The sequence below is a fragment of the Cellulomonas cellasea genome, from assembly GCF_006538745.1.
Taxonomy (GTDB): domain Bacteria; phylum Actinomycetota; class Actinomycetes; order Actinomycetales; family Cellulomonadaceae; genus Cellulomonas_A; species Cellulomonas_A cellasea.
On the sequence record NZ_BJLR01000035.1, the window covers coordinates 61,865 to 85,259 of the forward strand.

Below are 23,395 nucleotides of genomic sequence, written 5' to 3' on the forward strand. Positions count from 1 at the left end.
GCCGCCGGCCGACCGGGCCGCCGGCCGGCCGGGTCGTCAGGCGATCCGGCCGTCAGCCGACCCGGCCGTCAGCGCGCGGTCGGCTGCGGCGCGGGGACGGCGCCCCCGCTCGCGTCCGAGAGCGCCCGGAGGATCGCCTCCGTGTAGCAGGTCACGGTGAACCGTCGCGACGCCTCGTCGAGCCCGGCGGCGGCGAGCGCGGCCGCCCTCGCCGGGTCGTCGAGCAGGGACGCGATCGCCGCGGCGAGCGCCGCCGGGTCGTCCGGGGGGACCAGGAGCCCGGTGCGGCCGTCGTCGAGGACCTCGGCGAGCCCCTGGACACCGGACGCCACGACGGGCCGGCCCGCGAGCATCGCCTCGACCGCGGTGTTGCCGAACGACTCGGAGCGCGACGGCACCAGCACCACGTCCGCCGCGGCGAGCTCGTCCCACGTCGGGTGCACGTAGCCGGCCAGGGTCACCCGGCCCGCGAGGTCGGGGCGGGCGGCGCGCTCGCGCAGCTCGGCCTCGAAGAACTCGTACCCCGGGAAGACGGTGCCGCACACCCGCAGCGAGACGTCCCGGCCGGCGGCGGCGAGCAGGCCCGTCGCCTCGAGCGCGACGTGCGTGCCCTTGCGCGGCGACATGCGCCCGACGAGCGCGATCCGTGCCGGGTCGCCCACGGCGCGCGCTCGCAGCGCCGTCGGGCCGGCGGGCGGACCGGGCACCCCGTTGTGGACCACGACGACCGACCGGTCGAGCCGGGGCACGACCTCCGTCACGGCGTGCCGCGAGGCCCCGCTGTTCGCGATGACCGAGCGCGCGAGGAGCAGCGGCGCGGTGAGGACCCGGCGGGCGATCGGCGGGTACCCGTCGTCCGTCTCGTGCACGTGGCACGCGACGGGCCGTCCGGCGAGGCGCGCGGCGAGGAGCCACTCGGGGATCGTCACGGTGTTGACGTAGACCAGCGCCGGGTCGAGCCGGCGCGTGAGCCGGCGCAGGCGCAGCGTCGCGGCGAGCATGCGCCACGGCAGCCGGACCAGCTGCGCCGGGCGCAGGAGCGCCTTGCGCAGGACCGGGAACTCCACGACGCGCACCCGCGCGCCGCGCGCCTCGAGCAGCTCGACGAGCGGCCCGGTGACCGGGAGGACGACCTCGACCCGCCACCCGCTGCCGACGGCCGCCGACACGGTCTCGAGCAGCTGACGGTCCGACCCGTACAGGTCCGGGGACGGGTGCGCGACGAGCAGCAGGGGCCCGGTCACCGGGTGCACCGGGCGCTCTGGGCCGGACGGGAGGCCGGGACCGACTTGATGAGATGTCTCTCATCCTTCTCCCTGTCGGGGATCCGGCTGAGTACGGTTGCCACGCAGGTGCTCATCCCTCGCGCCGCCGCTTCGCATCGTCCATGCACACAGCGTGCCCGATCTTCGACCACAGACCCAACAGCCGCCACCTCAACCGAACAGTCAGCCAGGGCGTGAAATGCGTCACGCATCCGTTACGCGACGAGAGTCGGGCGGACGTCCGAAAGCGCAGGTCGGGGCCTATGGCTGGCCCGGTCCGGGGCGCTGTCGCCTCCGCGGAGGCGTGATCCCGGTCACGGGAGACGTCACCCGAATGGCTTAGTGTCGACCGGGATGCGGCCGCTCGAGCGGCCATCGACCCCCCGCGCTTCGACGCGCACTGCGTGCGCCGACCACGGCTGCGCCGAAGAACAATGAGGAGTCCCATGACGGGTAGACACGCGACCGGAGCGCCGACCCAGCGCTCGAGAGCACGACGCCTCGCCCTCACCTCGGTGGGCGCACTGATCATGGCCTTCGTCCCCTGGAGCGCCTCGCAGGCCACCACCCCGCTCACGGCGCCCGTCACCGCGCCGCCCGCGGACCCCGGGGCGAGCGCGGCGACCGCGCCCATGGTCTCGGCCGTGGCCGCAGCGACGGCGACGACCCCCACGATCGGCGAGTTCGTCCTCCCCCCGGCGGGGAGCCGCACGGTGACGCTGCCCGGGGCCCCCGCGAACGCGACGTCCGTGACCCTCAAGGTCCGCGGCCGCTGGTCCTGGAAGCCGACGCGCATCTCCGTCTGCGCCGGCGAGACCGCCACCGAGACCTGCAAGAGCGCCGTGGCCCTCACGACGCCGGCGCAGCGCGCGAAGACCGTGACGGTCACCGTCACGCTGCCCGCCACGGCGAAGAACCGGGTCACGTTCTACAACGCCGACGCGAGCGTGCGGGTGCGCGCGGAGGTGCAGTCGTACACGACCCCGCCGCCGCCGCCGGCGCCCGCTCCGGCGCCGACCAAGGCCCCCGAGCAGCCCAAGCCCGCGCCCTCCGCGACGACCACCTCGCCCGCGCCCGCACCCGGTGCGGGCTCCGGCTCGGGCTCCGGCTCCGGCGGGTTCGCGAACGCCGGGTCGACCGGCGTCCCCGCCGGGACCGCGCTCACCACGCACAGCGGTGACCTCGTGATCACCCAGCCCGGGACGGTCATCGACGCGCTCGACGTGCACGGCCTGGTCAAGATCCAGGCGGACAACGTCACGATCAAGCGCACGATCATCCGGGGCCGGCCCCTCACGAGCAGCATGGCCCTCATCACCAACGAGCTCGGCCGGTACCGCTTCACGCTCGAGGACAGCGAGCTGCGCGCCGCGGACGCGTCCCCGCACGTCAGCGGGATCATCGGCAACAACTTCGAGGTCCGCCGCACGGAGATCGCGAACGTCATCGACTCGGTGCACATCACCGGCTCGAACGTCCTCGTCGAGAACTCGTGGCTGCACGACAACCTGATCTACATGCAGGACCCGAACCACAACGGCGGGCCGAGCCATGCCGACAACGTGCAGATCCAGGGCGGCTCGAACATCACGTTCCGCGGCAACACCATCGAGGGCGCCCACTCGTCGGCGTTCCAGACGACCCAGGACCGCGCCGCGGTCTCCGGCGTCACGGTGACGAACAACAAGATCGACGGCGGCGCGTGCTCGATCAACGTCGCGTACGGCTCCAAGTACGGGCCGATCCAGGGCTTCACGGTGGCGAACAACGTCTTCGGCACCTCGCAGCGTCACGCGAAGTGCGCGATCATCGCGCCGAGCTCGAACACGATCGCCAACACGAGCAACACCTGGGTCGACGGCACGCCCGTCCAGGTGTCGCGCGGCTGACGACGTCGTGACGTCCGGGCGCACCCACCCTCCGGGACGCGCCCAGGCCGGGGCGGCACCGCACGCCCCGGTCGACAGCTAGACCCGCACGACCCCGGCGCCCTGCGGCGAAGCCCCCACCGCAGGGCGCCGGGCTTGGCCGTGGCTCGGCCCGGCTGGGAAGGGCTCGGCGGGCTCGGCCCAGTTCGGCGGGCTCGGCCCGGCTCGGCGTGCCCGCCGTCCCGGCCGCACGGCCCCGCAGAGCCACAGCACCACCGCGGCCCGCACGTCCCGCCGCCGGCTCCCGTCCGGCAGCCCGGGACGGCACTTCTCCCGCGGCGCTCGCCCGGCGCGGGACACCGCGCCGCCCGCGTCGCCGGGTGGGGGACCGGGCGCAACCCCTCGCCGGGTCCCGGACGCCGAGCCGCCCTCGTCGCCCGGCCGTGGCCGCCGCGGGAGGCCGACGGAGCCCTCGCAGCGCCTCCGCTTCCCGGTGTGTGGCCGGACGCCCGTCGATGCACGGGCGGATGCGACAGGAACAGACACAGCGGACGCCGCCGACGCGGTAGCCGCACCCCGTACCAGAGAGCAACGCCTCTCGCACCGGGTGGACTCGGGAACCAGGCGAGCGAAAAGTGTCGGACGTGTCCGACGTCACCGGCGGAATTACTCAACTACGCCGTTCGCCTGCCGAGCGCATTCACGCGTAAACACCCAAAACGTGAGCGAGCGCACGTCGGCGCCGGGCAGGCACCCGTACATTCTGGACGAATCACCCGAAAACCGGTGCCCGATTCCGCCGACGGGTGAATATCTGCACCGCCGATCGGGTGAAGTTGCAGGTCACACGCTATCGCGGCGACAGCGGGCGACCGATTAGGCCCTACGAGTGAGAACGCTCACTTACGAGTGTCGCACCGATGGCGTACTGTCCATTTCTCGGGACGCGGGTCGCAATTCGCGACGATATCCAGGCTGACGAGCATGGGCCGTGTGTTCCGCCCAGAACGCACCTGATGAGGAGATTGTTCATGTTCGCAGTATCGCTCGACCGATCACGCACCACGCGTCGCGCCCTTGCGGTCGCCGTGCTGGGCGCGGTCCTGGCGGCCGGCGCCCCCAGCGTCTCCGCCCAGGCCGCATCGGTCCCGCTCAGCACCGTGACGAACACCGGTGCCGCGATCCCTGAGTTCACGCTCAGCTACAGCTCGTCCAAGATCGTCACCCTGCCTTCCGTGCCGACGGGCGCGACCTCGGCGACGATGACGATCACCGGTCGCTGGGCCTGGAAGCCGACGACGCTGTCGGTCTGTGCCGGCTCGACCCTGACGGAGGCCTGCAAGGCCAACGCCGTCCTGACGACGCCCGTGCAGGACGCCGGCAGCGCGACGTTCACGCTCCCGCTGCCCCCGTCGGCCACCGGCAAGGTGATCGTGTACAACCGCGACGCGAGCGTGCGGGTCGTCGTGGCCGTCAAGAGCTTCGAGGTTCCCTCGGCGACGCCCACGCCCACGCCGACGCCCACGCCGACCCCTACGCCGACCCCCACGCCCACGCCGTCCCCGACGCCCACCGCCCCGGCGCTGCCGAAGTACGCCACCGGCGCGTCCACGGGTGTGCCGGCCGGCACCGCGCTCCGGGTCGTCTCCGGTGACCTCGTCGTCTCCACGCCCGGCGCGGTCATCGACGCCGTCGACGTGCGCGGCTTCATCAAGGTCAACGCGCCGAACGTGACGATCAAGCGCTCGATCGTGCGCGGTCGCCCGATCACGAGCAGCTTCGCGCTCATCACCAACTCGCTCGGTGCGTACCCGTTCACCCTCGAGGACAGCGAGCTCATCGCGTCCGACGCCTCGCCGCACATCGCGGGCATCATCGGCCACAACTTCACGGTCAAGCGCACCGAGATCGCGAAGGTCATCGACTCGGTGCACATCACCGGCTCGAACGTCCTCGTCGAGAACTCCTGGCTGCACGACAACCTGTACTACGCCAGCGACCCGAACCACGGCGGCGGCGAGAGCCACTCCGACAACGTCCAGATCCAGGGCGGCTCGAACATCACGTTCCGCGGCAACACGATGGAGAGCGCCCAGGCGTCCGCCATCCAGATGACCCAGGACCGCTCCGCGATCTCCGGCCTCTCCGTGACGAACAACAAGATCGACGGCGGCGCCTGCTCGGTCAACGTCGCGTACGGCTCCAAGTACCCGGCGATCCAGGGCATCACGGTGTCGAACAACCTCTTCGGTACCGCCCAGCGCATCTCGCGGTGCGCGATCATCGCGCCGACCGGCAACACGATCGTCAACACGAACAACGTGTACACCGACGGCGTCCTGGTCAAGATCTCGCGCGGCTGACGCACCGCACCGCACGCACGCACGACGAACGGGCGGGGCGCTCCCTCAGGGGAGCGTCCCGCCCGTTCGTCGTGGGCCCGCGGCCCGGCCGGCACCGGTGCCGCGGGGCCCGTCGCTCAGTAGGCCCCGGAGCCGCTCAGCACGGCGCGGCCGGTCTTCCACAGGATCATCAGGTCCATGGTGACGGACCAGTTGTCGACGTAGCGCAGGTCGAGCCGGACCGACTCCTCCCACGCGAGGTCCGCGCGACCGCTGACCTGCCACAGGCCCGTCAGCCCCGGGCGCACCCGCAGCCGCCGTCGCACGGCGTCGGGGTAGGCCTGGACCTCCTCGAGCAGCGGCGGCCGCGGCCCGACGAGCGACATGTCGCCCTTGATGATGTTGAGCAGCTGCGGGAGCTCGTCGATCGAGAACCGCCGCAGGAACCGGCCGACGGGCGTGATCCGCGGGTCGGCGTGCATCTTGAACATGAGCCCGTCGCGGTCGCTCGCGTCGAGCAGCGTCTCGCGGACCCGATCGGCGTCCGCGACCATCGTCCGCAGCTTCCACATCGTGAAGGTCCGGCCATCGACGCCGACGCGCGTCTGGCGGTAGAACGCGCCGCCCTTCGAGGTCAGCACGACCGCCGCCGCGGCCCCCAGGATCACCGGTGCGGCGACGAGGAGCGCGAGCACGCTGATCGTGCGGTCCATGACCGACTTCGCGAGCAGCCGCTCCCGCGGCGCCTCGATCTCGACCTGCAGGAGCGAGAGCCCCGCGGTCGGGCGCACGGTGAGCCGCGGGCTCGCGACCTCGACGATGTCGGGGGCGACGACGAGGTGCGCACCGGCACGCCCGAGCGCCCAGGACAGCCGCCGCAGGGCGTCGCCGCTGAGCGACGAGCCCGTGACGATGACGACCTCTGCGGCGCGGTCCGCGACGACCTGGACGACGTCCGCGATCGCCCCGAGCACCGGCACGCCGCCGACGTCGCCGCCCGGCTCGGCCTCCGGCAGGCACATGCCCTCGATCTGGTAGCCGTGGTGCGTCGCCCCGCCGAGGTTCCGGGTGACGCGCAGCGCCGACGCCGAGTCGCCCACGACGACCGTCCGCATCATCGCCTGGCCCTGCGAGCGCTGGCGGTGCAGCCGGCGACGGTGCACGTGCCGGACCCACCACGACAGCACCGCGAGCACGGGCACCCCGACCACGACGAGCGAGCGCGGCACCGGCGCCTTGAGCAGGAACCCCAGGACCATGAGCGCGCCGGCGAGGTGCAGGGTCCCGCGGAGCACCGACTGGAACTCGCGCGGGCCGTCACCGAGCGCCGAGCGCTGGTAGCCCTTGGCGCCCGCGACGAACGACACGAACGCGACCGCGCCCACGACCGCCCACGCGGCGGTCGCCAGCGTCACGCCGGTCGACCAGCTCAGGACCGCGAACGTGACGCCCGCGGCGAGCACCGCGTCGAGCAGCACGGCGGTGCGGGCGTACGCGACGCTGGCCCGCGCCCACCGCATCGGGTAGGTCGTCTCGTCGGAGTTGTACGGTGTCGGGCGTCGTTCGAACGGGAGGTCGGAGGCCCACGAGCGGCGGGCCTCCACCGATCTCGCGCGTCGCTCCTGCGTCCATTCCGACTCGTGCAGGCCTGGGTCTGCCGTCAGCGTCATACGTCCCCCGTCCAGCGCTGAAGATGCTGGTGAAAGGGTAGGACGACCCCCTGGGCCTAACAACGCCAAATGTCCGATTTCACCCGATGCCGAGGCATCCGGGTGAATGCTCGATGACGTTCCGGTGAGCCGGTCAGCCCTTGGTGTGGACGCGCAGCTGCGCCTTCTCGAGCCCGTCGACGACCACGAGCTCGACCGCGTCGGCCGCGGCGTCGACGAGCCAGGGCAGGTCCTTGCGCTCGGCCGCCGAGAAGTCGCGCAGCACGAAGTCGGCGGCGTCCATGCGCCCCGGCGGCCGGCCGACCCCGACCCGGACCCGCACGTAGTCCTTCGTGCCGAGCGCCTTGGACGTGTCGCGCAGCCCGTTGTGCCCGCCCTCGCCGCCGCCGCGCTTGAGCCTCAGCTCCGCGTAGGGGATGTCGAGCTCGTCGTGCACCATCACCACACGCTCGGGCGGCACGTCGTAGTACTGCGCGAGCGACGCGACCGGTCCGCCCGAGACGTTCATGTACGTCGTGGGCTTCGCGAGCACCACGCGCGGCCCCGGTGCCCCGCCGGGGAGCGTCCCGAGCCGCGTCTCGGCGACGACGGCCTGCGGGCGGCGCGAGAGGATCCCGCCGCGCGAGCCGAAGCTCGAGCCGGTGCGGCGCGCGAGCTCGTCGAGCACCATCTGGCCGACGTTGTGGCGGTTCCCGGCGTACTGCGCGCCCGGGTTGCCGAGGCCGACGACGAGCCAGGGGCCCTCGGTCATGACGGTCCTTCCGATCGGTCGGGTGCCCGGTGCACGCAGCGGCGCCCGGCACCGTGACGGTACCGGGCGCCGTGGTGCGTCCGAGCGGGGTGCGGCGCGAGCGCGTCACCCCGAGCGCGCGAGTGGCTCAGGCCTCCGCGGCGGCGGCGGACGCGGCGGACTGCGACGCGGCCAGGTCGGCGGCGACGGCGTCGGCCTCGCGGTCCGCGGCCGTGGCCTGCGGCGCGCTGATCGCGACGATCACGGCGTCGGCGTCCGTGACGAGGGTCGAGCCCTGCGGGAGCGCCAGCTGGCCGGCGGTCACGGTGGCGCCCGCCTCGAGGCCCTCGATCGAGACCTCGACGAACTGCGGCAGGTGCGTCGCCTCGGCCTCGAGGGTCACCGTCTGGTGCTCGACGATGTGGATGGTGCCCGAGAACGACTCGCCCGTGATGACGACGGGGATCTCGACGGTGACCGTCTCGCCCTTGGTGACGATGAGCAGGTCGACGTGCTCGATGACGTTGCGGACGGGCTCGCGCTGGACGTCCTTGGTGATCGCGAGGGTCGTCTTGCCGTCGATCTCGATCGCGAAGAGCGCGTTGGCGTGCTTGAGCGCGAGGAACGTCTCGTGGCCCGGCAGCGACACGTGCAGCGGGTCCGAGCCGTGCCCGTAGAGGACGGCGGGGATGCGGCCGGCACGGCGCGTGCGGCGCGCGGCGCCCTTGCCGAAATCGGTGCGGGTGGTGGCGACGAGCTTGACCTCGGACACGATGACTCCCAAGTGAGGACGGTGGTGCAGGGCGGCGAGCAGGGGGACGAGCCGCCCGGGGAGGACGGCCGCCGCTGATGATGGTCAGCGCAGGACGAGCAGGTGGTGGCCTCGACGCGGGGCGCAGGACGGGCACGCGGAGGCATCCGCCCAGTCGATCACGGAGATCGTGGCCCGATCGTGCGGGACGAGCATCCCGCGACCTGACCGTCCGACGTCCCTCGCCGAGGCAACCTGACGATCTTACCCGCCCGGGGCCAGGACCCCAAGCCGGTCCCGGGTGAGGCGTCGGCGAGCCCGACTGTGCGGGGCCGCGGGCGGGCGCGGCCGGGCTCCCGTGGGCCCCGCGGCGGCACGACGACGTCCGGCCGGCCGGTCCGCACGAGGGTGCGGGCGGGCTGGCCGGACGGTCGTGCGGTGGGGGTGGGTCAGGCCTGGCCGTCGAACAGCGATGTGACCGAGCCGTCGTCGAAGACCTCGCGGATCGCCCGCGCGATGAGCGGGGCGATCGACAGCACCGTGAGCTGCTCGAACCGGCGGTCGTCGGCGATCGGCAGGGTGTCGGTGATGATGATCTCGCGCGCGCCGCACTGCGACAGGCGGTCGATCGCGGGGTCGGAGAGCACGCCGTGCGTCGCGGCGACGATGACGTCCTTGGCCCCGGCCTCGAGCAGCACGCGCACCGCGCCCGTGATCGTCCCGGCCGTGTCGATCAGGTCGTCGACGAGCACGCAGCTGCGGCCCTCGACGTCACCGACGACCCGGTTCGCCTTGGTCGAGTTCGGCCGGTTGATGTCGCGCGTCTTGTGCACGAACGCGAGCGGGCCGCCGCCGAGCTTCGCGGCCCACTGCTCGGCGACCCGGATGCGGCCGGCGTCGGGCGAGACGACCGTGACGTTCGTCGTGTCGACGCGCGTGCGGACGTACTCGGTGAGGATCGGCATGGCCCACAGGTGGTCGACCGGGCCGTCGAAGAAGCCCTGGATCTGGGCCGCGTGCAGGTCGACGCTCATCATCCGGTCGGCGCCCGCGGTCCGGAACAGGTCGGCCATGAGCCGGGCCGAGATCGGCTCGCGACCCCGGTGCTTCTTGTCCTGGCGCGCGTAGCCGTAGAACGGCGCGACGACCGTGATGGTCTTGGCCGAGGCGCGCTTGAGCGCGTCGACCATGAGCAGCTGCTCCATGAGCCACTGGTTGATCGGCGCGGCGTGGCTCTGCAGGACGAACGCATCCGAGCCGCGCACCGACTCCCCGAAGCGCACGTAGATCTCGCCGTTCGCGAAGTCGTAGGCGGTGGTGGGGACGAGCGAGGTCCCGAGCTCCTCGGCGACCGAGGTCGCCAGCTCCGGGTGGGCTCGGCCCGAGACGAGCACCAGCCGTCGCTCGCCGTCGTTCGACACGGTCCCGATCATCGTGCGGTGTCCTTCGTGTCGGCCGGCAGGTCGTGGATCTCCGCGGGGTGGTCCGGGAGCGTCGGTGGAGGCGTGGGGGCCGGGCCGGCCGCGGCGCGCTGGGCGCGCTCGAGCTCGAGCCGGGCCTGCGGGGAGAGGTCCTCGGTGCTGCGGTCGCCCAGCGCGCGGGCGGCGGCCTCGGCGGCGGGCGTCCCGGCGCGGGCCCGCAGGACCCACGCGTCGATCGTGCGCTGCGGGCCGGCGCTCACGGCGAGCGCACCGGGCGGGACGTCGCGCCGGATGACGCTGCCCGCCCCGGTGTACGCGCCGTCGCCCACGGTGACCGGGGCGACGAACATGTTGTCCGAGCCGGTGCGGGCGTACGAGCCGATCGTCGTGCGGTGCTTGTTCACGCCGTCGTAGTTCACGAAGACGCTCGCGGCACCGATGTTCGTCTCGACGCCGATCGTGGCGTCCCCGACGTAGGACAGGTGCGGGACCTTCGAGCCCTCGCCGATCTGCGCGTTCTTCGTCTCGACGAACGTGCCGATCTTGCCGCGGTCGCCCAGGTCGGTGCCGGGCCGCAGGTAGGCGAACGGGCCGACCGTGGCGCCCGCGCCGACGACCGCGCCGGAGCCGTGCGTGCGCACGACGCTCGCTCCCGCGCCGACCTTCACGTCGGTGAGCGTGGTGTCGGGGCCGACCGTCGCGCCCTCGCCGACCGTCGTGGCGCCGTGCAGCTGGGTGCCCGGCAGCAGCGTCACGTCGCGCGCGAGCTCGACGTCGACGTCGACCCACGTGGTCGCCGGGTCGACGACCGTGACGCCCTCGCGCATCCAGTCCTCGAGCAGCCGGCGGTTGAGCTCGGCACGCAGCGCCGCGAGCTGGACGCGGTCGTTGACGCCCTCGACCAGCAGCGGGTCGTCGGTGCGCAGCGCGCGCACCCGGCCCCCGTCGGCGCGCGCGATCGCGAGCACGTCGGTCAGGTAGACCTCGCCCTGCGCGTTGTCCCGGCCCAGGCGGCCGAGCGCGGAGCGGAGCACGGTCGAGTCGAAGACGTAGACCGACGAGTTGATCTCGCGGATCTCGCGCTGCGCCTCGTCGGCGTCCTTCTCCTCGACGATGCCGAGCACGTCCGCCGTGCCGGCCTCGCGCAGGATGCGGCCGTAGCCCGTCGGGTCCTCGACCTCGGTCGTCAGCACCGTGACCGCGTTGGCGTCCGCGACGTGCGCGGCGAGCAGCTCCGCGAGCGTGTCGCCGTCGAGCAGCGGGACGTCGCCCGCGAGCACGACGACCGGGCCCTCGACCTGCAGGCCCACCGCGCTGCCGCTGCGGCCCGGGCCGTCGGTCGCCGCGGCCTGTCCGGCCTGGGCGGCGGCGTCGAGCACCGAGAGCGCGCACTGCACCGCGCGGCCGGTCCCCGGGATCGCGTCCTGGTCGGCGAGCAGGACCGTGGGGTCGAGCTCCCGGGCGTGGGCGGCGACCCGCTCCCGCTCGTGGCGGACGACGACGGTCACCCGCGCCGGCTCGAGCCGGCGGGCCGCGACGAGCGCGTGCCCGAGCAGGCTGCGGCCGGCGATCGTGTGCAGGACCTTGGGTGTCGCCGAGCGCATCCGGGTGCCCTCACCTGCGGCGAGGACGACGACGGCGGCTGGGCGGGGGGCTGTCACCTGTGGGTGCTCCTCGCGGACTGCCCGAGGGTTCGGGCGGCGGATCTGGCGCGAGTGCACTCTACCGCCGTGCGGAGGGCCCCCCGCGCCGCCCGGACCTCGCCGGGGGCCGGCCGGGCACCGCGCCGCCGGGTTCGCCCGGTTCGTCCGGCCCGGCCCTGGTGCCGGGCCCGACGGGCGCACGCGGCCCGGGCCACCCTGCTCCGCCCCCAGGATTCGAACCCGGACCGCAAGGCACCAAAGGCCTGCGTGCTGCCGTTACACCAGGGCGGATTGTCGGCTCGCCACGCGCCGGACCGGCCCGTGCCGGGTCCGTGCCGTGCGGACCCGGGACGACCGGCACCGCTCGGCACCGACCGGCGCGGGCCGCACCGACCGACGGGCCCCCGCGGGGGCCGCGACCGCCACGAGCCGACGACGACCGACGGGACGACCGTCGGCCGACCAGTCTGCCAGCCCGGCGCCGCCCCGGCCCCGGCCGCCGTCCCGGCAGTGCTGCGATGATGGGCCCGTGGCTACCGAGACGAGGCGGACGACGCGTGCGCGCATGACCGGCGTGCAGCGGCGCGAGCAGCTGCTCGACGTGAGCCGGCGGCTGTTCGCGGAGAAGGGCTTCGAGCTCACGAGCGTCGAGGAGATCGCCGCGCGCGCCGAGGTCTCCAAGCCCGTGGTCTACGAGCACTTCGGCGGCAAGGAGGGCGTCTACGCCGTCGTCGTCGACCGGGAGATCCGCGCGCTCACCGGTGCTCTGACGGCGGCGCTCGCCGGCGGGGGCCACCCCAAGGTGCTCGTCGAGCGCACCGCGCTCGCGCTGCTCACCTACATCGAGACGTCGACCGACGGCTTCCAGATCCTCGTGCGCGACTCCCCCGTGGCGCAGGCGACCGGGACGTTCTCGAGCCTCATCGGCGACGTCGCGACCCAGGTCGAGCACCTGCTCGCGGACCAGTTCAAGCGCCAGGGCCTCGACCCCAAGACCGCCCCGATCTACGCCCAGATGCTCGTCGGGATGGTCGCGCTGACCGGCCAGCACTGGCTCGACGCGCGCCGCCCCGGCAAGGCCGACGTCGCGGCGCACCTGGTCAACCTCGCCTGGAACGGGCTGTCGGGGCTCGAGCGCCGCCCGACGCTCACGTCGACCGACAGCTGACGCCGCGCCGCCGGCGGCACGCTGCCCGCGCCTGCCCGGTATCTCGATGTCGAGTAACCTCGCGCCATGACGGCTCGAGCGGCGGACGGACGGGGCGGCGGGCCCACGCGCACGCCCGCTGCCGGGCCGGACGCCGGGAGTACGGGCCCGGCCGGGTCCGCCGCGCGCGAGGGCGACGCGGGCAGCGCGGGCCCCGTCGGCGCGGCGGGCGCGATCGGCGGCACGGACGCGGGCGGCACCGCGGGTCCCCCGGTGCGGGACGAGGTCGACCGCATCGTCGAGGCGTGGGGACGGGTGCGCCCGGACCTCGACGTCACGCCGCTCACGGTGCTCTCGCGCGTGAGCCGCCTCGCGCGGCACCTCGACCTGGCCCGGCGCGGGGCGTTCGCCCGCCACGAGCTCGAGACGTGGGAGTTCGACGTGCTGTCGGCGCTGCGGCGGGCGGGCGCGCCCTACCGGCTCTCCCCCGGCGCGCTGCTGACCCAGACGCTCGTCACGAGCGGCACGATGACCAACCGGATCGACCGGCTCGCAGAGCGCGGCCTCGTCGAGCGGCAGCCGTCCCCCGAGGACCGGCGCGGCGTGCTCGTGCAGCTCACCGGCACGGGGCTCGCGCGCGTCGACGCGGCGTTCAGCGACCTGCTCGACGTCGAGCGCCGCCTGCTCGCGGTGCTGACCGAGGCCGAGCACGCGACGCTCGCGACCCTGCTGCGGGACGTGGTCGCCCCGTTCGACGCGCCCTGACGCCCTCCCGGGCGGACTCTCGCGGCGCGGGCGCTCAGCCGGCCGTCTCCGCCGCCTCGAGCCACGCCTCCTCGAGCTCCTCGCGCTCGGTCGCGAGCGCGCGCAGCTCGGCGTCGAGGGCCAGGACGGCCTGGTGGTCGGTCGCCTGCGCGGCCATCTTCTCGTGCAGCTTCCCCTCGAGCTCCGTGATCTTCGCGAGGCGCCGCTCGATGCGCTGGGTCTCCTTGCGCGCGGCGCGCTGGTCGGCCGCGGAGGGAGCCGGTGCACCGGCGTCCGGCCCGCCGCCCGCCTGCTCGGCGCCCGCGGCGGCTCCGGTGTCCGCGCTCACCGCCCCCGGGGCACCCGAGCCGCCGCCGCCCGCCATGGCCGCGCGCCGCAGCTCGAGGTACTGCTCGACGCCGCCGGGCAGGTCGCGCACCTGGCCGTCGCCGAGCAGCGCGACCTGCCGGTCGCACACGCGCTCGAGCAGGTACCGGTCGTGCGAGACGACGATGAGCGTGCCCGGCCAGCCGTCGAGCAGGTCCTCGAGCGCCGCGAGCGTGTCGGTGTCGAGGTCGTTGGTCGGCTCGTCGAGCAGCAGGACGTTGGGCTCGCCGACGAGCAGGCGCAGGAGCTGCAGCCGGCGCCGCTCGCCGCCCGAGAGGTCCCGCACCGGCGTGCGCGCGCGGTCCTTGGTGAAGCCCAGCCGCTCGACGAGCTGCGCGGCGGTGAGCTCCTTGCCGCCCGCGACGACGGTGCGCTTCTCCCGCTCGACGACCTCGACGACCCGCATCTCACGGAGCTCGTCGAGGTCCTCGACGTCCTGGGTCAGCTCGGCGACCTGGACCGTCTTGCCGCGCTTGACGCGGCCGCTCGTCGGCTCGAGGCGGCCCGAGAGCAGCTTGAGCAGCGTCGTCTTGCCCGCGCCGTTGACGCCCACGACCCCGTACCGGTCCCCCGGGCCGAGCCGCCAGGTCACGTCGTCGAGCAGCGTGCGCGTCGTCGTCGCCCCCGTCGCGTCGTCGGGCGCGTCGAAGCGCAGCGTCACGTCCTCGAGGTCGAGCACGTCCTTGCCGAGCCGGCTCGTCGCCATCCGCGTGAGCTCGAGGCGGTCGCGCGGCGGCGGCTCGTCGGCGATGAGCTCGGCGGCCGCGTCGAGGCGGAACTTGGGCTTCGAGGTCCGCGCCGGGGCGCCGCGGCGCAGCCACGCGAGCTCCTTGCGCAGCAGGTTCTGGCGCTTCTCCTCGGTGACCGACGCGCTGCGCTGGCGCTCGGCGCGCGCGAGCACGTAGGCCGCGTAGCCGCCGTCGTACTGCTCGACGGACCCCTCGTTGACCTCCCAGGTCCGCGTGCAGACCGCATCGAGGAACCAGCGGTCGTGCGTGACGACCACGAGCGCCCCGGTGCCGCGCGCGTAGCGGGCCACGAGGTGCTCCGCGAGCCACGCGACGCCCTCGACGTCGAGGTGGTTGGTCGGCTCGTCGAGCGCGAGGACCTCGTGGTCGCGCACGAGCAGCGCCGCGAGCGCGACCCGCCGGCGCTGGCCGCCCGAGAGGTTGGCGACGTCGTCGGTCAGGTCGAGGTCCGCGAGCAGGCCCGCGTGCACCGACCGGACGCGGGGGTCGCGGGCCCAGGTGTGCTCGTCGGCGTCGCCGTGCACGATCTCGCGGACCGTCGCGCCCGCGGGCAGCTCGTCGCGCTGGTCGAGGAGCGCGACGCGGACGCCGCCGGCGCGCGTGACCCGCCCGGAGTCGGCGGGCTGGAGGCCGGCGAGGACCCGCAGGAGCGTCGACTTCCCGGCGCCGTTGGGGCCGACGACGCCGACGCGCATGCCGTCGTCGACGCCGATGCTGAGCTCGTCGAGGAGCGTGCGGGTACCGAGGGTGAGCGACACGGAGTCCGCTCCGAGCAGGTGGGCCATCAGGATCTTCCGCCGGGGGTGGGGTGCGGGTGCACGAGCACGTGAGGGTACGGGGACGGTGCGGCCGTGCGTCGCCACGAGCCGCCGCAGCCGCCGGGAGGGGACGGGTGGGCGCACGCCGCGGCCGCGGCTCCGGTGGTCAGGTCACTCCGGCCCGGAGGTCACGACGCGCGCACCCGGGACCGGGCCGACCGCGGTGAGCACCGAGTCGGCGACGCCCGCCGCGGTCATGGCCGCGGCGATGACGAGGGCGTGCTGGCGGCTGCGGGCGAGGGCCGCGATCGTCGGGCCCGAGCCGGAGACGACGACGCCGAGCGCGCCCGCGTCCTCGGCGACCGCCAGCGGCTCGGCGAGGTTCGGCGCGAGCTCGAGCGCCGCGGCCTGCAGGTCGTTGTGCAGCGCCCGCCCGAGCGCCCGCGGGTCGCCCGCGCGCAGCGCCTGCATGAGGCTGACCTCGGTCTCGTGGCCGCCGCCACCCATGTGCAGCTCGTCGAACGCCGCGTACACCGCGGGCGTCGAGAGGCCCTCGTCCTGCACCGCGAACGCCCAGTGGTACTCGCCGCGGCACAGCGCGGGCGTCAGCAGGTCACCGCGCCCCGAGCCGACCGCCGTGTGCCCGAGCAGCCCGAACGGCACGTCGGAGCCGAGCGACGCCGCGAGCTCGTGCAGCTCGTCGCGGGACAGGCCCGTCCGCCAGTGCGCGTCGCACGCGATGAGCGCCGCCGCCGCGTCGGCCGAGCCGCCGGCCATGCCGCCCGCGACGGGCACCGACTTGTGCACGTGCAGGTGCACGCCCTCGTCGATCCCGGCGTGGTCGGCGAGCGCCCGTGCGGCGCGCAGCGCGAGGTTGGAGCCGTCGGTCGGCACGAGGTGCGCCTGCGGCCCGGTGACCGAGAGGGTCAGGCCCTCGCCGGGCGTCGCGACGACGTCCTCGTACACCGACACGGCCTGGAACACCGTCGCGAGCGGGTGGTAGCCGTCGGCCTCGCGCCGACCGACGCGCAGCGCCAGGTTGACCTTGCCGGGTGCGCGGACCCGGACCTCACGGTCGGCGCGGATCTCCGTGGGGCTCGACGTCACGGTTCCACTGTGCCAGGTCCGCCCGGGGACGGCGCGGAGGCGTCGGCGAGCGGGGCGCGCGCCGCCGCGGCGTCGGCGAGCGCCGCGGCGATGCGGGCGAACCCGTCGACGTCGACGCGCTCGCCGCGGGCCTGCGGGTCGACCCCGGCGGCCTCGAGCGCGGCCACGGCGGCGTCCGCGGACCCCGCGAGCCCGGCGAGCGCCGAGCGCAGCATCTTGCGCCGCTGCGCGAACGCCGTGTCGACGACGGCGAACACCTGCTCGCGCGTCGCGGACGTGGCCGGCGGCTCGCGGCGGTCGAGTCGCACGAGCGCGGAGTCGACGTTCGGCACGGGCCAGAACACGCTGCGCCCGATCGTCGAGGTGCGGCGGGCGTCGGCGTACCAGGCGACCTTCGCGGACGGGACGCCGTAGACCCGGCTGCCGGGCGGCGCGGCGAGCCGGTCGGCGACCTCGGCCTGGACCATGACGAGCACGCGCTCGAGCGTCGGGAAGCGCTCGAGGAAGGTCAGGAGCACCGGGACGGAGACGTTGTAGGGCAGGTTCGCGACGAGGGCGGTCGGCGGGCGGCCGGGCAGGGTGCGGACGTCGAGCGCGTCGGCCAGCACGATCGTCAGGCGCGCGGCGGCGTCGACGGCGGCGTCCTCGACCGGGCGGTCGCCCTCGTGCGGCCCGGAGACCACGAGGTTCGGGACGTGCGCGCGCGCCGTCGCGGGGAGCAGCCGCGCGAGCACCGGGTCGATCTCGACCGCGAGCACGTCGGCGCCCGCCTCGAGCAGGCCCAGCGTCAGCGACCCGAGACCCGGGCCGACCTCGACGACCCGCTCCCCCGGCTGCACGGCCGCCTGCCGGACGATCTTGCGCACCGTCCCGCCGTCGAGCACGAAGTTCTGCCCGAGGGTCTTGGTGGGACGGATGCCCGCGCGCTCGGCGAGCTGCCGGATCTCCGCGGGCCCGAGCAGGGGTCCGGGGGTGTCGGTCATGCGCAGGAGCCTAACCGGGGGCGCTCGGCGGGCACGACGACGCCCCGCCCCCACCGAGGGGTGGGGACGGGGCGTCGTCGGTCGATCAGGAGAACAGGTTCTTCCCGCAGTGCGGCCACTGGCCGGCACCCGAGCGGTTGTAGAGCATCTTGGCGCGCGCCGTCTGCTCCTCCGCCGACGCGTCGGACGGGAGGCCGGCACCGCCGACCGCCTGCCACGTCGCGACCGAGAACTGGTACAGGCCGTGGTACTTGCCCGTCGCGGACACGATCGACGGGTTGCCACCGGACTCGCACTTCGCGAGCGCGGCCCAGTTGAGCGAGTCGGCGTCGCCGCCGGCCGTGACGGGCGAGCCCGTCGCCGGGGCGGACTCGGCCGCAGGGGCCGCCGCCGCCTTGGGCGTGGGCGCCGGGCGCGGCTTGCTGCCGACCGCGACGACCTCGTCGACCGGGGCCTGCGTGACCTGGTCGGAGACCGGCTCGCGCGCCGTCTCGACGCCGTCGACCGTCGTGACGCGCTCGACGACCGTGCGGACCCCGGCGACGCCCTCGGTCACGACGGCCTTCTGGCCGACGAACCGCCCGGCGTCGTCCTGCGTCACCGACGCGAACGGCAGCTCGACGGTCGTGGTCACGTCCTGCACCACGACGCGTGTGACGACGACGGTCACCCGGCCGTCGGCACCGGGGCGGACGGCGACGGTGTCACGCTCGCCCAGCACCACGCCGAGGCGCTCGAGGGCCGTCGCGACGTCGGTCACGCCGTCGGGCACCGGAAGGGTCTCGCCGTCGCGGAGCACGTCCGCGGGGCCGTCGAGCGTGAGGTCGCCCGCGAGGAACGGGCGGCCCGTGCCGTTGGAGCGCGACGCGACGAGCTGGACGTCGCCGCCGCGGCCGGCGAGCGCCTCGAGGGCCTCGTCGGCGCTGAGCGCGGTGGTCCAGACGGACTCGTCGACGCCGTCGGTACGGACGGTCACGAGGCGCGCGTGGCGCACGACGACGTCGGAGCCGTCCTGCAGGGCGCCGTCGGGGGCGACCGTGTCGCGCGTGCCGACGGTGACGTCGTGCTCCTCGAGGAGTCCCTCGACGCTGCCGGCGAAGGTCGTGACCCGGGTCTCGACGCCGTCGACGTCGAGCGTGACGGTCTTGTGCGCCTGGGCCGTGACGGCCGTGCCGGTCGCGAGGACCAGGGCCGCGGAGAGCGCGGCGACGAGGCGGAGGCGGGCTCGGCCGGAGTCGGAGGACCCGGTGAGGCGCGAGCGCAGGGAGGCGGTCGGGGAGAGCTGGGGCTCGGTGGCTGTCTCGGCGGTGTCGCCGGCGGGGGTCAGGGAGGGGAAGCGCACACGGTTCCAGACGTCGGTGGTCCCGGGCACGGGGAGCGGACGCACCGCACGCGGCGCACGGCGGTGCCCCGTCGCCCGAGGGCCGGTGGCTCTGCACGTCCTGGAGGGAGGACACGCCCGTCGTTCCCGGATCCCCGATCCGGCCGTCAACGGCTCACGCGGAGGCGCGTGGGCCCGTCGCACGCGGTCCTTCCCGGCACCCCACGAGGGAGCGTCCGGCCGGTGCAGCGACACGCGACCGTAACCGACCCGTGATGTGGCGCCCAACCCTCTGTGCGCGAGATCACCCTGCTCGGGGACGCCAGACCGGGACAGACCCGGACATACGAGACGGGCACGGGCGGCCGTCGAGCGGCTCGGCCCGGGCGGGGTGCGGCCGGGAGCGCCCCTTCGTCAGTACCAGTTCTTGGCCTGCGAGTGCGCCCACGCGCCGCACGGGTCGCCGTAGCGGCCCTCGATGTAGTTCAGGCCCCAGGTGATCTGGGTCGCCGGGTTGGTGCGCCAGTCGTCCGCGACCGTCGCCATCTTGCTGCCCGGGAGCGACTGCGGGATGCCGTACGCGCCCGAGGACTTGTTCTCGGCGTCGACGCGCCAGCCGCTCTCCTTCTTCCAGAGCGCGAGCAGGCACGCGAACTGGTCGTCGCCGAACCCGCGGGCCGCCGCCATCTCCTTGCCGAGCGCCTGCGCCGTGCCGGGCTCGACCGCGACCACCGACGGGTCCGGGAGCTCCGCGGTGCCGACCTTGACCACCTGGTCGACGGGGGCGACCGTGACGGCCGACGCGAGGACCGTCCGCTCCACGACGGCGCCCCCGACGACGGACGTCGCGTACGTCGTCTGGCGCTGGCCGGCCCGGCCCTTGGTCTCGACGACCTTCTTGCCCTTGACGAGCTCGGGGTCCTCGACCTCGACGGTCTGGAACGGCACGACCTCGGTCACCGTCTGGTCGCCCTGGCTCGCGCGTGTGACGAGGACGACGAGGCCGTCGACCGCCGTCGCGTCGAGCGGGACCGACACGTGGTCACCCTCCTCGAGCACGAGGCCGATCTCGCGCAGCGCCTCGCGGACCGTCGGGGCGCTGCTCACGCCGTCGATGACCTGGCCGTCGACGACGAGGTGCAGCGTCTTCTCGGTCGACACGCGCAGCACGTCGCGCCCGAGGGACGCCGAGCGCGAGGCCGACAGCAGCGTGTCGCCGCCGCGCAGGCCGAGGCCCTCGACGGCCTCCCCGACGGTCAGCGCCGTGGTCCACACGGTCGTCTGCTCGCCGTCGACCTCGACCTCGAGCTCACGGCCGTGGCGCACGACGACCTGCGACCCGCTCGAGATGTGCTCGTCGAGCCCGGGCGCGACGAGGTCGCCCTCCCCCACCTCGATCTCGGCGCCGGCGAGCACGTCGCCGACGGTCCGGCCGTACGCCGTGACCTCGACGGGCGAGCCGTCGACGTCGACCGTGACGGACTTGTGCAGCACCGCGAACGCGCTCGTGCCGCCCGCGACCAGCGCGAGCACGACGCCCTGCGCGGCGAGCCGGACGGGGCGGGACACGGTGCGCGGGGCCGGGGCCGACACCGGGCGGCTCCTGCCGCTCCCGCCGCGGCGCGCCAGACCGGGCAGCGGGACGCCGGGGAGCGCCGGACGCGCCTGCGTCCGCTCGAGCGCCGCACGCTCGCGCCGGGTCATCGGCAGCGGCTCGGGCTCGGGCACGGGCACGGGCGTCCTCTCGGTCCTCGGTGGGTGCCGCGCCCGCGGTGCCGGCGCCCGAGGGCGCACGCTCCGCGCACGGCATCCTGACCGTAACCGATCCGTGACCGTCGCGGGTAGCCGGAGCCGGACGCTTGTCCGGGTTCGCCGGGAGGTCTCACCCCTCGGCCGGCGGAGGCGACCGGTCAGGCTGGGCCGTACACCGCCTCGGAGGTCGCGCTCAGCGTCCGGCACAGCTCGTCGAGCCCGACGCCCCGCTCCGCCGCGACCCGCCGGACCGTCAGGCCGAGCAGGTACGGCGCATTCGGGCGACCGCGCAGCGGGTGGGCCGTGAGGTACGGCGCGTCCGTCTCGACGAGCACCCGGTCGAGCGGCACCGCCCGCAGCGCCGCCCGCAGCTCGTCGTTCGCCCCGAACGTCACGGGGCCCGCGAAGGAGAGGTACCACCCGCGGTCCGCGCACAGGCGCGCCATCGCGGCGTCGCCCGAGAAGCAGTGGAAGACGGTCCGCTCCGGTGCGCCGTCGCGCTCGAGGACGTCGAGCACCGCCGCGTGCGCGTCCCGGTCGTGGATCTGCAGCGCGAGGCCGAGCTCCTTGGCGAGCGCGACGTGCGCCCGGAACGCCTCGACCTGCACCTCGCGGCCGCGGGGTCCGGCGCGGAAGTGGTCCAGCCCGGTCTCGCCGACCGCCCGCACGCGGGGGTTGCTGCGCGCGACGTCGGCGACGCGGGCGAGCGCCGCGTCGAGGTCGAGGTCGTGCCGCGGGTCGAGCGCGGGGTCGAGCCCGTCCGGTGCGACCTCGAGGACCTTCGCGTGCAGCACGGCCTCGTTGGGGTGGATCGCGACCGCGCCGAGCAGCCGGACGCCCGCGAGGCCGTCGGGATGGGCGCGCAGCAGCGCGTCGGTCCAGGCGATCGCGTCGACGTCGCAGCCGACCTGGACGACGGTCGTGACCCCCGCGGCGGCAGCCCGGCCGAGGTGGTCGTCGAGCGTGCGACCGCCGGCCGCGTCGTCGGGCACGTCGAACGCGAGGACGCTCTCGAGGTGGGTGTGGTTGTCCCACACCGGGGACGGCAGCGGCTCGGGGTCGGCCGGCCAGCCGCGCTCGCGGCCGCGCGACCGGCTCACTGCTCGGCCGGCTCCTCGATCCGCGGGAACAGCGACGCGCCCTTGGTGACCGCGGTGCCGGCCGGGAGCACGCCGAAGCGGCCCGCGTCCGCGACGGGCTGCGCGGCGAGCGCCCCGAGCGCGGCCTCGGCACCGAGCGCCGCCCACAGCTGCTGTGCGGCCTTCGGCGTCACCGGGTGCAGCAGCACCGCGAGCGAGCGCAGCGCCTCGGCGGCGGTCACGAGGATCGTCGCGAGCCGTCCGCCCGCGACGCCGAGCCCGTCCTCACCGACCTCGCCGGGCGCCTTGGCGACCTTCCACGGCTCCTGCTCGGTCAGGTAGAGGTTCGTCGCGTCGACGAGCGTCCACACCGCGCCGATGGCCTCGTGCAGCGCGAGCCGGTCGATCGCGGCCTCCGCGTCGGCGACCGCGCGCGCGGCGACCTCGGCCAGCGCCTCCTCGGCGGGCGTGAGCGGGCCGGCCTCCGGGAGCGAGCCGCCGAAGTTCTTGGCGATCATCGCCGTGACGCGCGAGGCCAGGTTGCCGAAGCCGTTCGCGAGCTCGGCGGTGTACCGCGCGTGCAGGTCCTCCCAGGAGAACGAGCCGTCCTGCCCGAACACGATGGCGCGCAGGAAGTAGTAGCGGAACGCGTCGGAGCCGAAGGTGTCGATGATCTGGCTCGGCGCGATGCCCGTGAGCTTGGACTTGCTCATCTTCTCGCCGCCGACGAGCAGCCAGCCGTGCGCGAAGACCTGCCCGGGCAGCGGGAGCCCCGCGGCCATGAGCATCGCGGGCCAGATCACGGCGTGGAACCGCAGGATGTCCTTGCCGACGAGGTGCACGTCGGCGGGCCAGACCCGCTCGAACCGCGCCTTCTCCTCGGGGTCGTCGGACCCGAGCCCGACGGCGGTCGCGTAGTTGAGCAGCGCGTCGAACCACACGTAGAGCACGTGGGTCGCGTCCCACGGGATCGGGATGCCCCAGTCGAACGTGTTCCGGGAGATCGACAGGTCCTGCAGGCCCTGGCGCACGAACGCGAGGACCTCGTTGCGCGCGCTCGCCGGCTGCACGAACGTCGGGTTGGCCTCGTAGAACTCGAGCAGGCGCTCGGTGTACGCGCTCATGCGGAAGAAGTAGTTCTGCTCGGAGAGCATCTCGACCGGCTTGCCGTGGATGGGGCAGACCTTCTGGCCCTCGTACTCGCCGGTCCCGTCGAGCAGCTCGCCGGGGAGCTTGTACTCCTCGCAGCCGACGCAGTACGGCCCCTCGTAGGAGCCCGCGTAGATCTCGCCCTTGTCGTGCAGGTCCTGGATGAACGACTGCACGCGCGTCGTGTGGCGCTCCTGCGTCGTGCGGATGAAGTCGTCGTTGGCGACGTCCAGCGTCTGGAGCACGGGCTGCCACTGGCTCTCGACGAGCCGGTCGGCCCACTCCTGCGGCGTCACGCCGTGCGACTCGGCGGTGCGCATGACCTTCTGCCCGTGCTCGTCGGTCCCCGTGAGGAACCAGACCTGCTCCTGGCGCTGGCGGTGCCATCGGGTGAGGACGTCGGCCGCGACCGTCGTGTACGCGTGCCCGATGTGGGGGGCGTCGTTGACGTAGTAGATCGGCGTGGTCAGGTAGAAGGACGAGCGGGACTCGGGCATGCGCACATCGTAGGCGGGGGCACGGTGCGGGT

The 23,395-nt window shown here is 74.5% G+C and carries 17 protein-coding genes and 1 tRNA gene; 4 read left to right on the plus strand and 14 right to left on the minus strand.

The features are described 5' to 3' along the window. Nucleotides 1-68: 68 nt before the first annotated feature. Nucleotides 69-1,244: a glycosyltransferase family 4 protein gene (locus CCE01nite_RS18145; protein WP_034633276.1), complete on the minus strand. Its 1,176-nt coding sequence runs from the start codon at nt 1,242-1,244 to the stop codon at nt 69-71. Nucleotides 1,245-1,711: 467 nt separating this feature from the next. On the opposite strand from CCE01nite_RS18145, the gene CCE01nite_RS18150 reads away from it, so the two are divergent. Beyond that, nucleotides 1,712-3,154, plus strand: a complete 1,443-nt coding sequence (locus CCE01nite_RS18150; protein ID WP_141372782.1) for a right-handed parallel beta-helix repeat-containing protein — start codon at nt 1,712-1,714, stop codon at nt 3,152-3,154. Between the two features lie 1,010 nt (nt 3,155-4,164). Then, on the plus strand, nt 4,165-5,496 hold the full coding sequence (locus tag CCE01nite_RS21670; RefSeq protein ID WP_157464196.1) for a right-handed parallel beta-helix repeat-containing protein: 1,332 nt from the start codon (nt 4,165-4,167) through the stop codon (nt 5,494-5,496). Between the two features lie 116 nt (nt 5,497-5,612). On the opposite strand, the gene CCE01nite_RS18165 is transcribed toward CCE01nite_RS21670, so the two are convergent. From CCE01nite_RS18165 to CCE01nite_RS18190, 6 genes are all read right to left on the minus strand, one after another. Then, nucleotides 5,613-7,079 carry a sugar transferase gene (locus CCE01nite_RS18165; RefSeq protein ID WP_246056704.1) on the minus strand — a complete coding sequence of 489 codons (1,467 nt, stop codon included), beginning with the start codon at nt 7,077-7,079 and terminating at the stop codon, nt 5,613-5,615. Between the two features lie 199 nt (nt 7,080-7,278). After that, nucleotides 7,279-7,896: an aminoacyl-tRNA hydrolase gene (gene pth, locus CCE01nite_RS18170; RefSeq protein WP_034631238.1), complete on the minus strand. Its 618-nt coding sequence runs from the start codon at nt 7,894-7,896 to the stop codon at nt 7,279-7,281. 127 nt (nt 7,897-8,023) lie between these two features. Next, the gene (locus tag CCE01nite_RS18175; RefSeq protein ID WP_034631236.1) at nt 8,024-8,647 is read right to left on the minus strand and encodes a 50S ribosomal protein L25/general stress protein Ctc; all 624 of its coding nucleotides are present in this window, start codon (nt 8,645-8,647) and stop codon (nt 8,024-8,026) included. Between the two features lie 428 nt (nt 8,648-9,075). After that, nucleotides 9,076-10,059, minus strand: a complete 984-nt coding sequence (locus tag CCE01nite_RS18180; RefSeq protein WP_034631234.1) for a ribose-phosphate diphosphokinase — start codon at nt 10,057-10,059, stop codon at nt 9,076-9,078. Further along, a complete protein-coding gene (gene glmU, locus CCE01nite_RS18185) occupies nt 10,056-11,708 on the minus strand; it encodes a bifunctional UDP-N-acetylglucosamine diphosphorylase/glucosamine-1-phosphate N-acetyltransferase GlmU (protein ID WP_034631232.1) in 1,653 nt (550 codons plus the stop codon). Before glmU ends, CCE01nite_RS18180 begins: the two co-directional genes overlap by 4 nt. Nucleotides 11,709-11,909: 201 nt before the next feature. Then, nucleotides 11,910-11,981 (minus strand) — tRNA-Gln (locus CCE01nite_RS18190). A gap of 274 nt (nt 11,982-12,255) precedes the next feature. On the opposite strand from CCE01nite_RS18190, the gene CCE01nite_RS18195 reads away from it, so the two are divergent. Together CCE01nite_RS18195 and CCE01nite_RS18205 are read left to right on the plus strand one after the other, a co-directional pair. After that, entirely contained in the window at nt 12,256-12,858 is a 603-nt protein-coding gene (locus CCE01nite_RS18195; protein WP_174774715.1) for a TetR/AcrR family transcriptional regulator, read from the plus strand. A gap of 213 nt (nt 12,859-13,071) precedes the next feature. Continuing rightward, nucleotides 13,072-13,602 (plus strand): MarR family winged helix-turn-helix transcriptional regulator, encoded by a 531-nt coding sequence (locus CCE01nite_RS18205; RefSeq protein ID WP_371861061.1) that lies wholly within the window; start codon nt 13,072-13,074, stop codon nt 13,600-13,602. A gap of 34 nt (nt 13,603-13,636) precedes the next feature. Here CCE01nite_RS18205 and CCE01nite_RS18210 read toward each other — a convergent pair whose 3' ends face one another. From CCE01nite_RS18210 to metG, 7 genes are all read right to left on the minus strand, one after another. Continuing rightward, a complete protein-coding gene (locus CCE01nite_RS18210; RefSeq protein ID WP_141372785.1) occupies nt 13,637-15,502 on the minus strand; it encodes an ABC-F family ATP-binding cassette domain-containing protein in 1,866 nt (621 codons plus the stop codon). 144 nt (nt 15,503-15,646) lie between these two features. Beyond that, nucleotides 15,647-16,582, minus strand: coding sequence for a 4-(cytidine 5'-diphospho)-2-C-methyl-D-erythritol kinase (locus CCE01nite_RS18215; protein ID WP_034631219.1), 936 nt, complete (start codon nt 16,580-16,582; stop codon nt 15,647-15,649). After that, nucleotides 16,579-17,565, minus strand: a complete 987-nt coding sequence (gene rsmA, locus CCE01nite_RS18220) for a 16S rRNA (adenine(1518)-N(6)/adenine(1519)-N(6))-dimethyltransferase RsmA (RefSeq protein ID WP_084142751.1) — start codon at nt 17,563-17,565, stop codon at nt 16,579-16,581. The genes CCE01nite_RS18215 and rsmA overlap by 4 nt, the downstream gene beginning before the upstream one ends. An 85-nt stretch (nt 17,566-17,650) precedes the next feature. After that, nucleotides 17,651-18,937, minus strand: a complete 1,287-nt coding sequence (locus CCE01nite_RS18225) for a resuscitation-promoting factor (RefSeq protein WP_034631252.1) — start codon at nt 18,935-18,937, stop codon at nt 17,651-17,653. A gap of 363 nt (nt 18,938-19,300) precedes the next feature. Then, on the minus strand, nt 19,301-20,620 hold the full coding sequence (locus tag CCE01nite_RS18230) for a resuscitation-promoting factor (protein WP_246056705.1): 1,320 nt from the start codon (nt 20,618-20,620) through the stop codon (nt 19,301-19,303). A gap of 176 nt (nt 20,621-20,796) precedes the next feature. Next, nucleotides 20,797-21,738 (minus strand): TatD family hydrolase, encoded by a 942-nt coding sequence (locus tag CCE01nite_RS18235; RefSeq protein WP_034631215.1) that lies wholly within the window; start codon nt 21,736-21,738, stop codon nt 20,797-20,799. After that, on the minus strand, nt 21,735-23,363 hold the full coding sequence (gene metG, locus CCE01nite_RS18240; RefSeq protein ID WP_034631248.1) for a methionine--tRNA ligase: 1,629 nt from the start codon (nt 23,361-23,363) through the stop codon (nt 21,735-21,737). Before metG ends, CCE01nite_RS18235 begins: the two co-directional genes overlap by 4 nt. Nucleotides 23,364-23,395 lie beyond the last annotated feature (32 nt).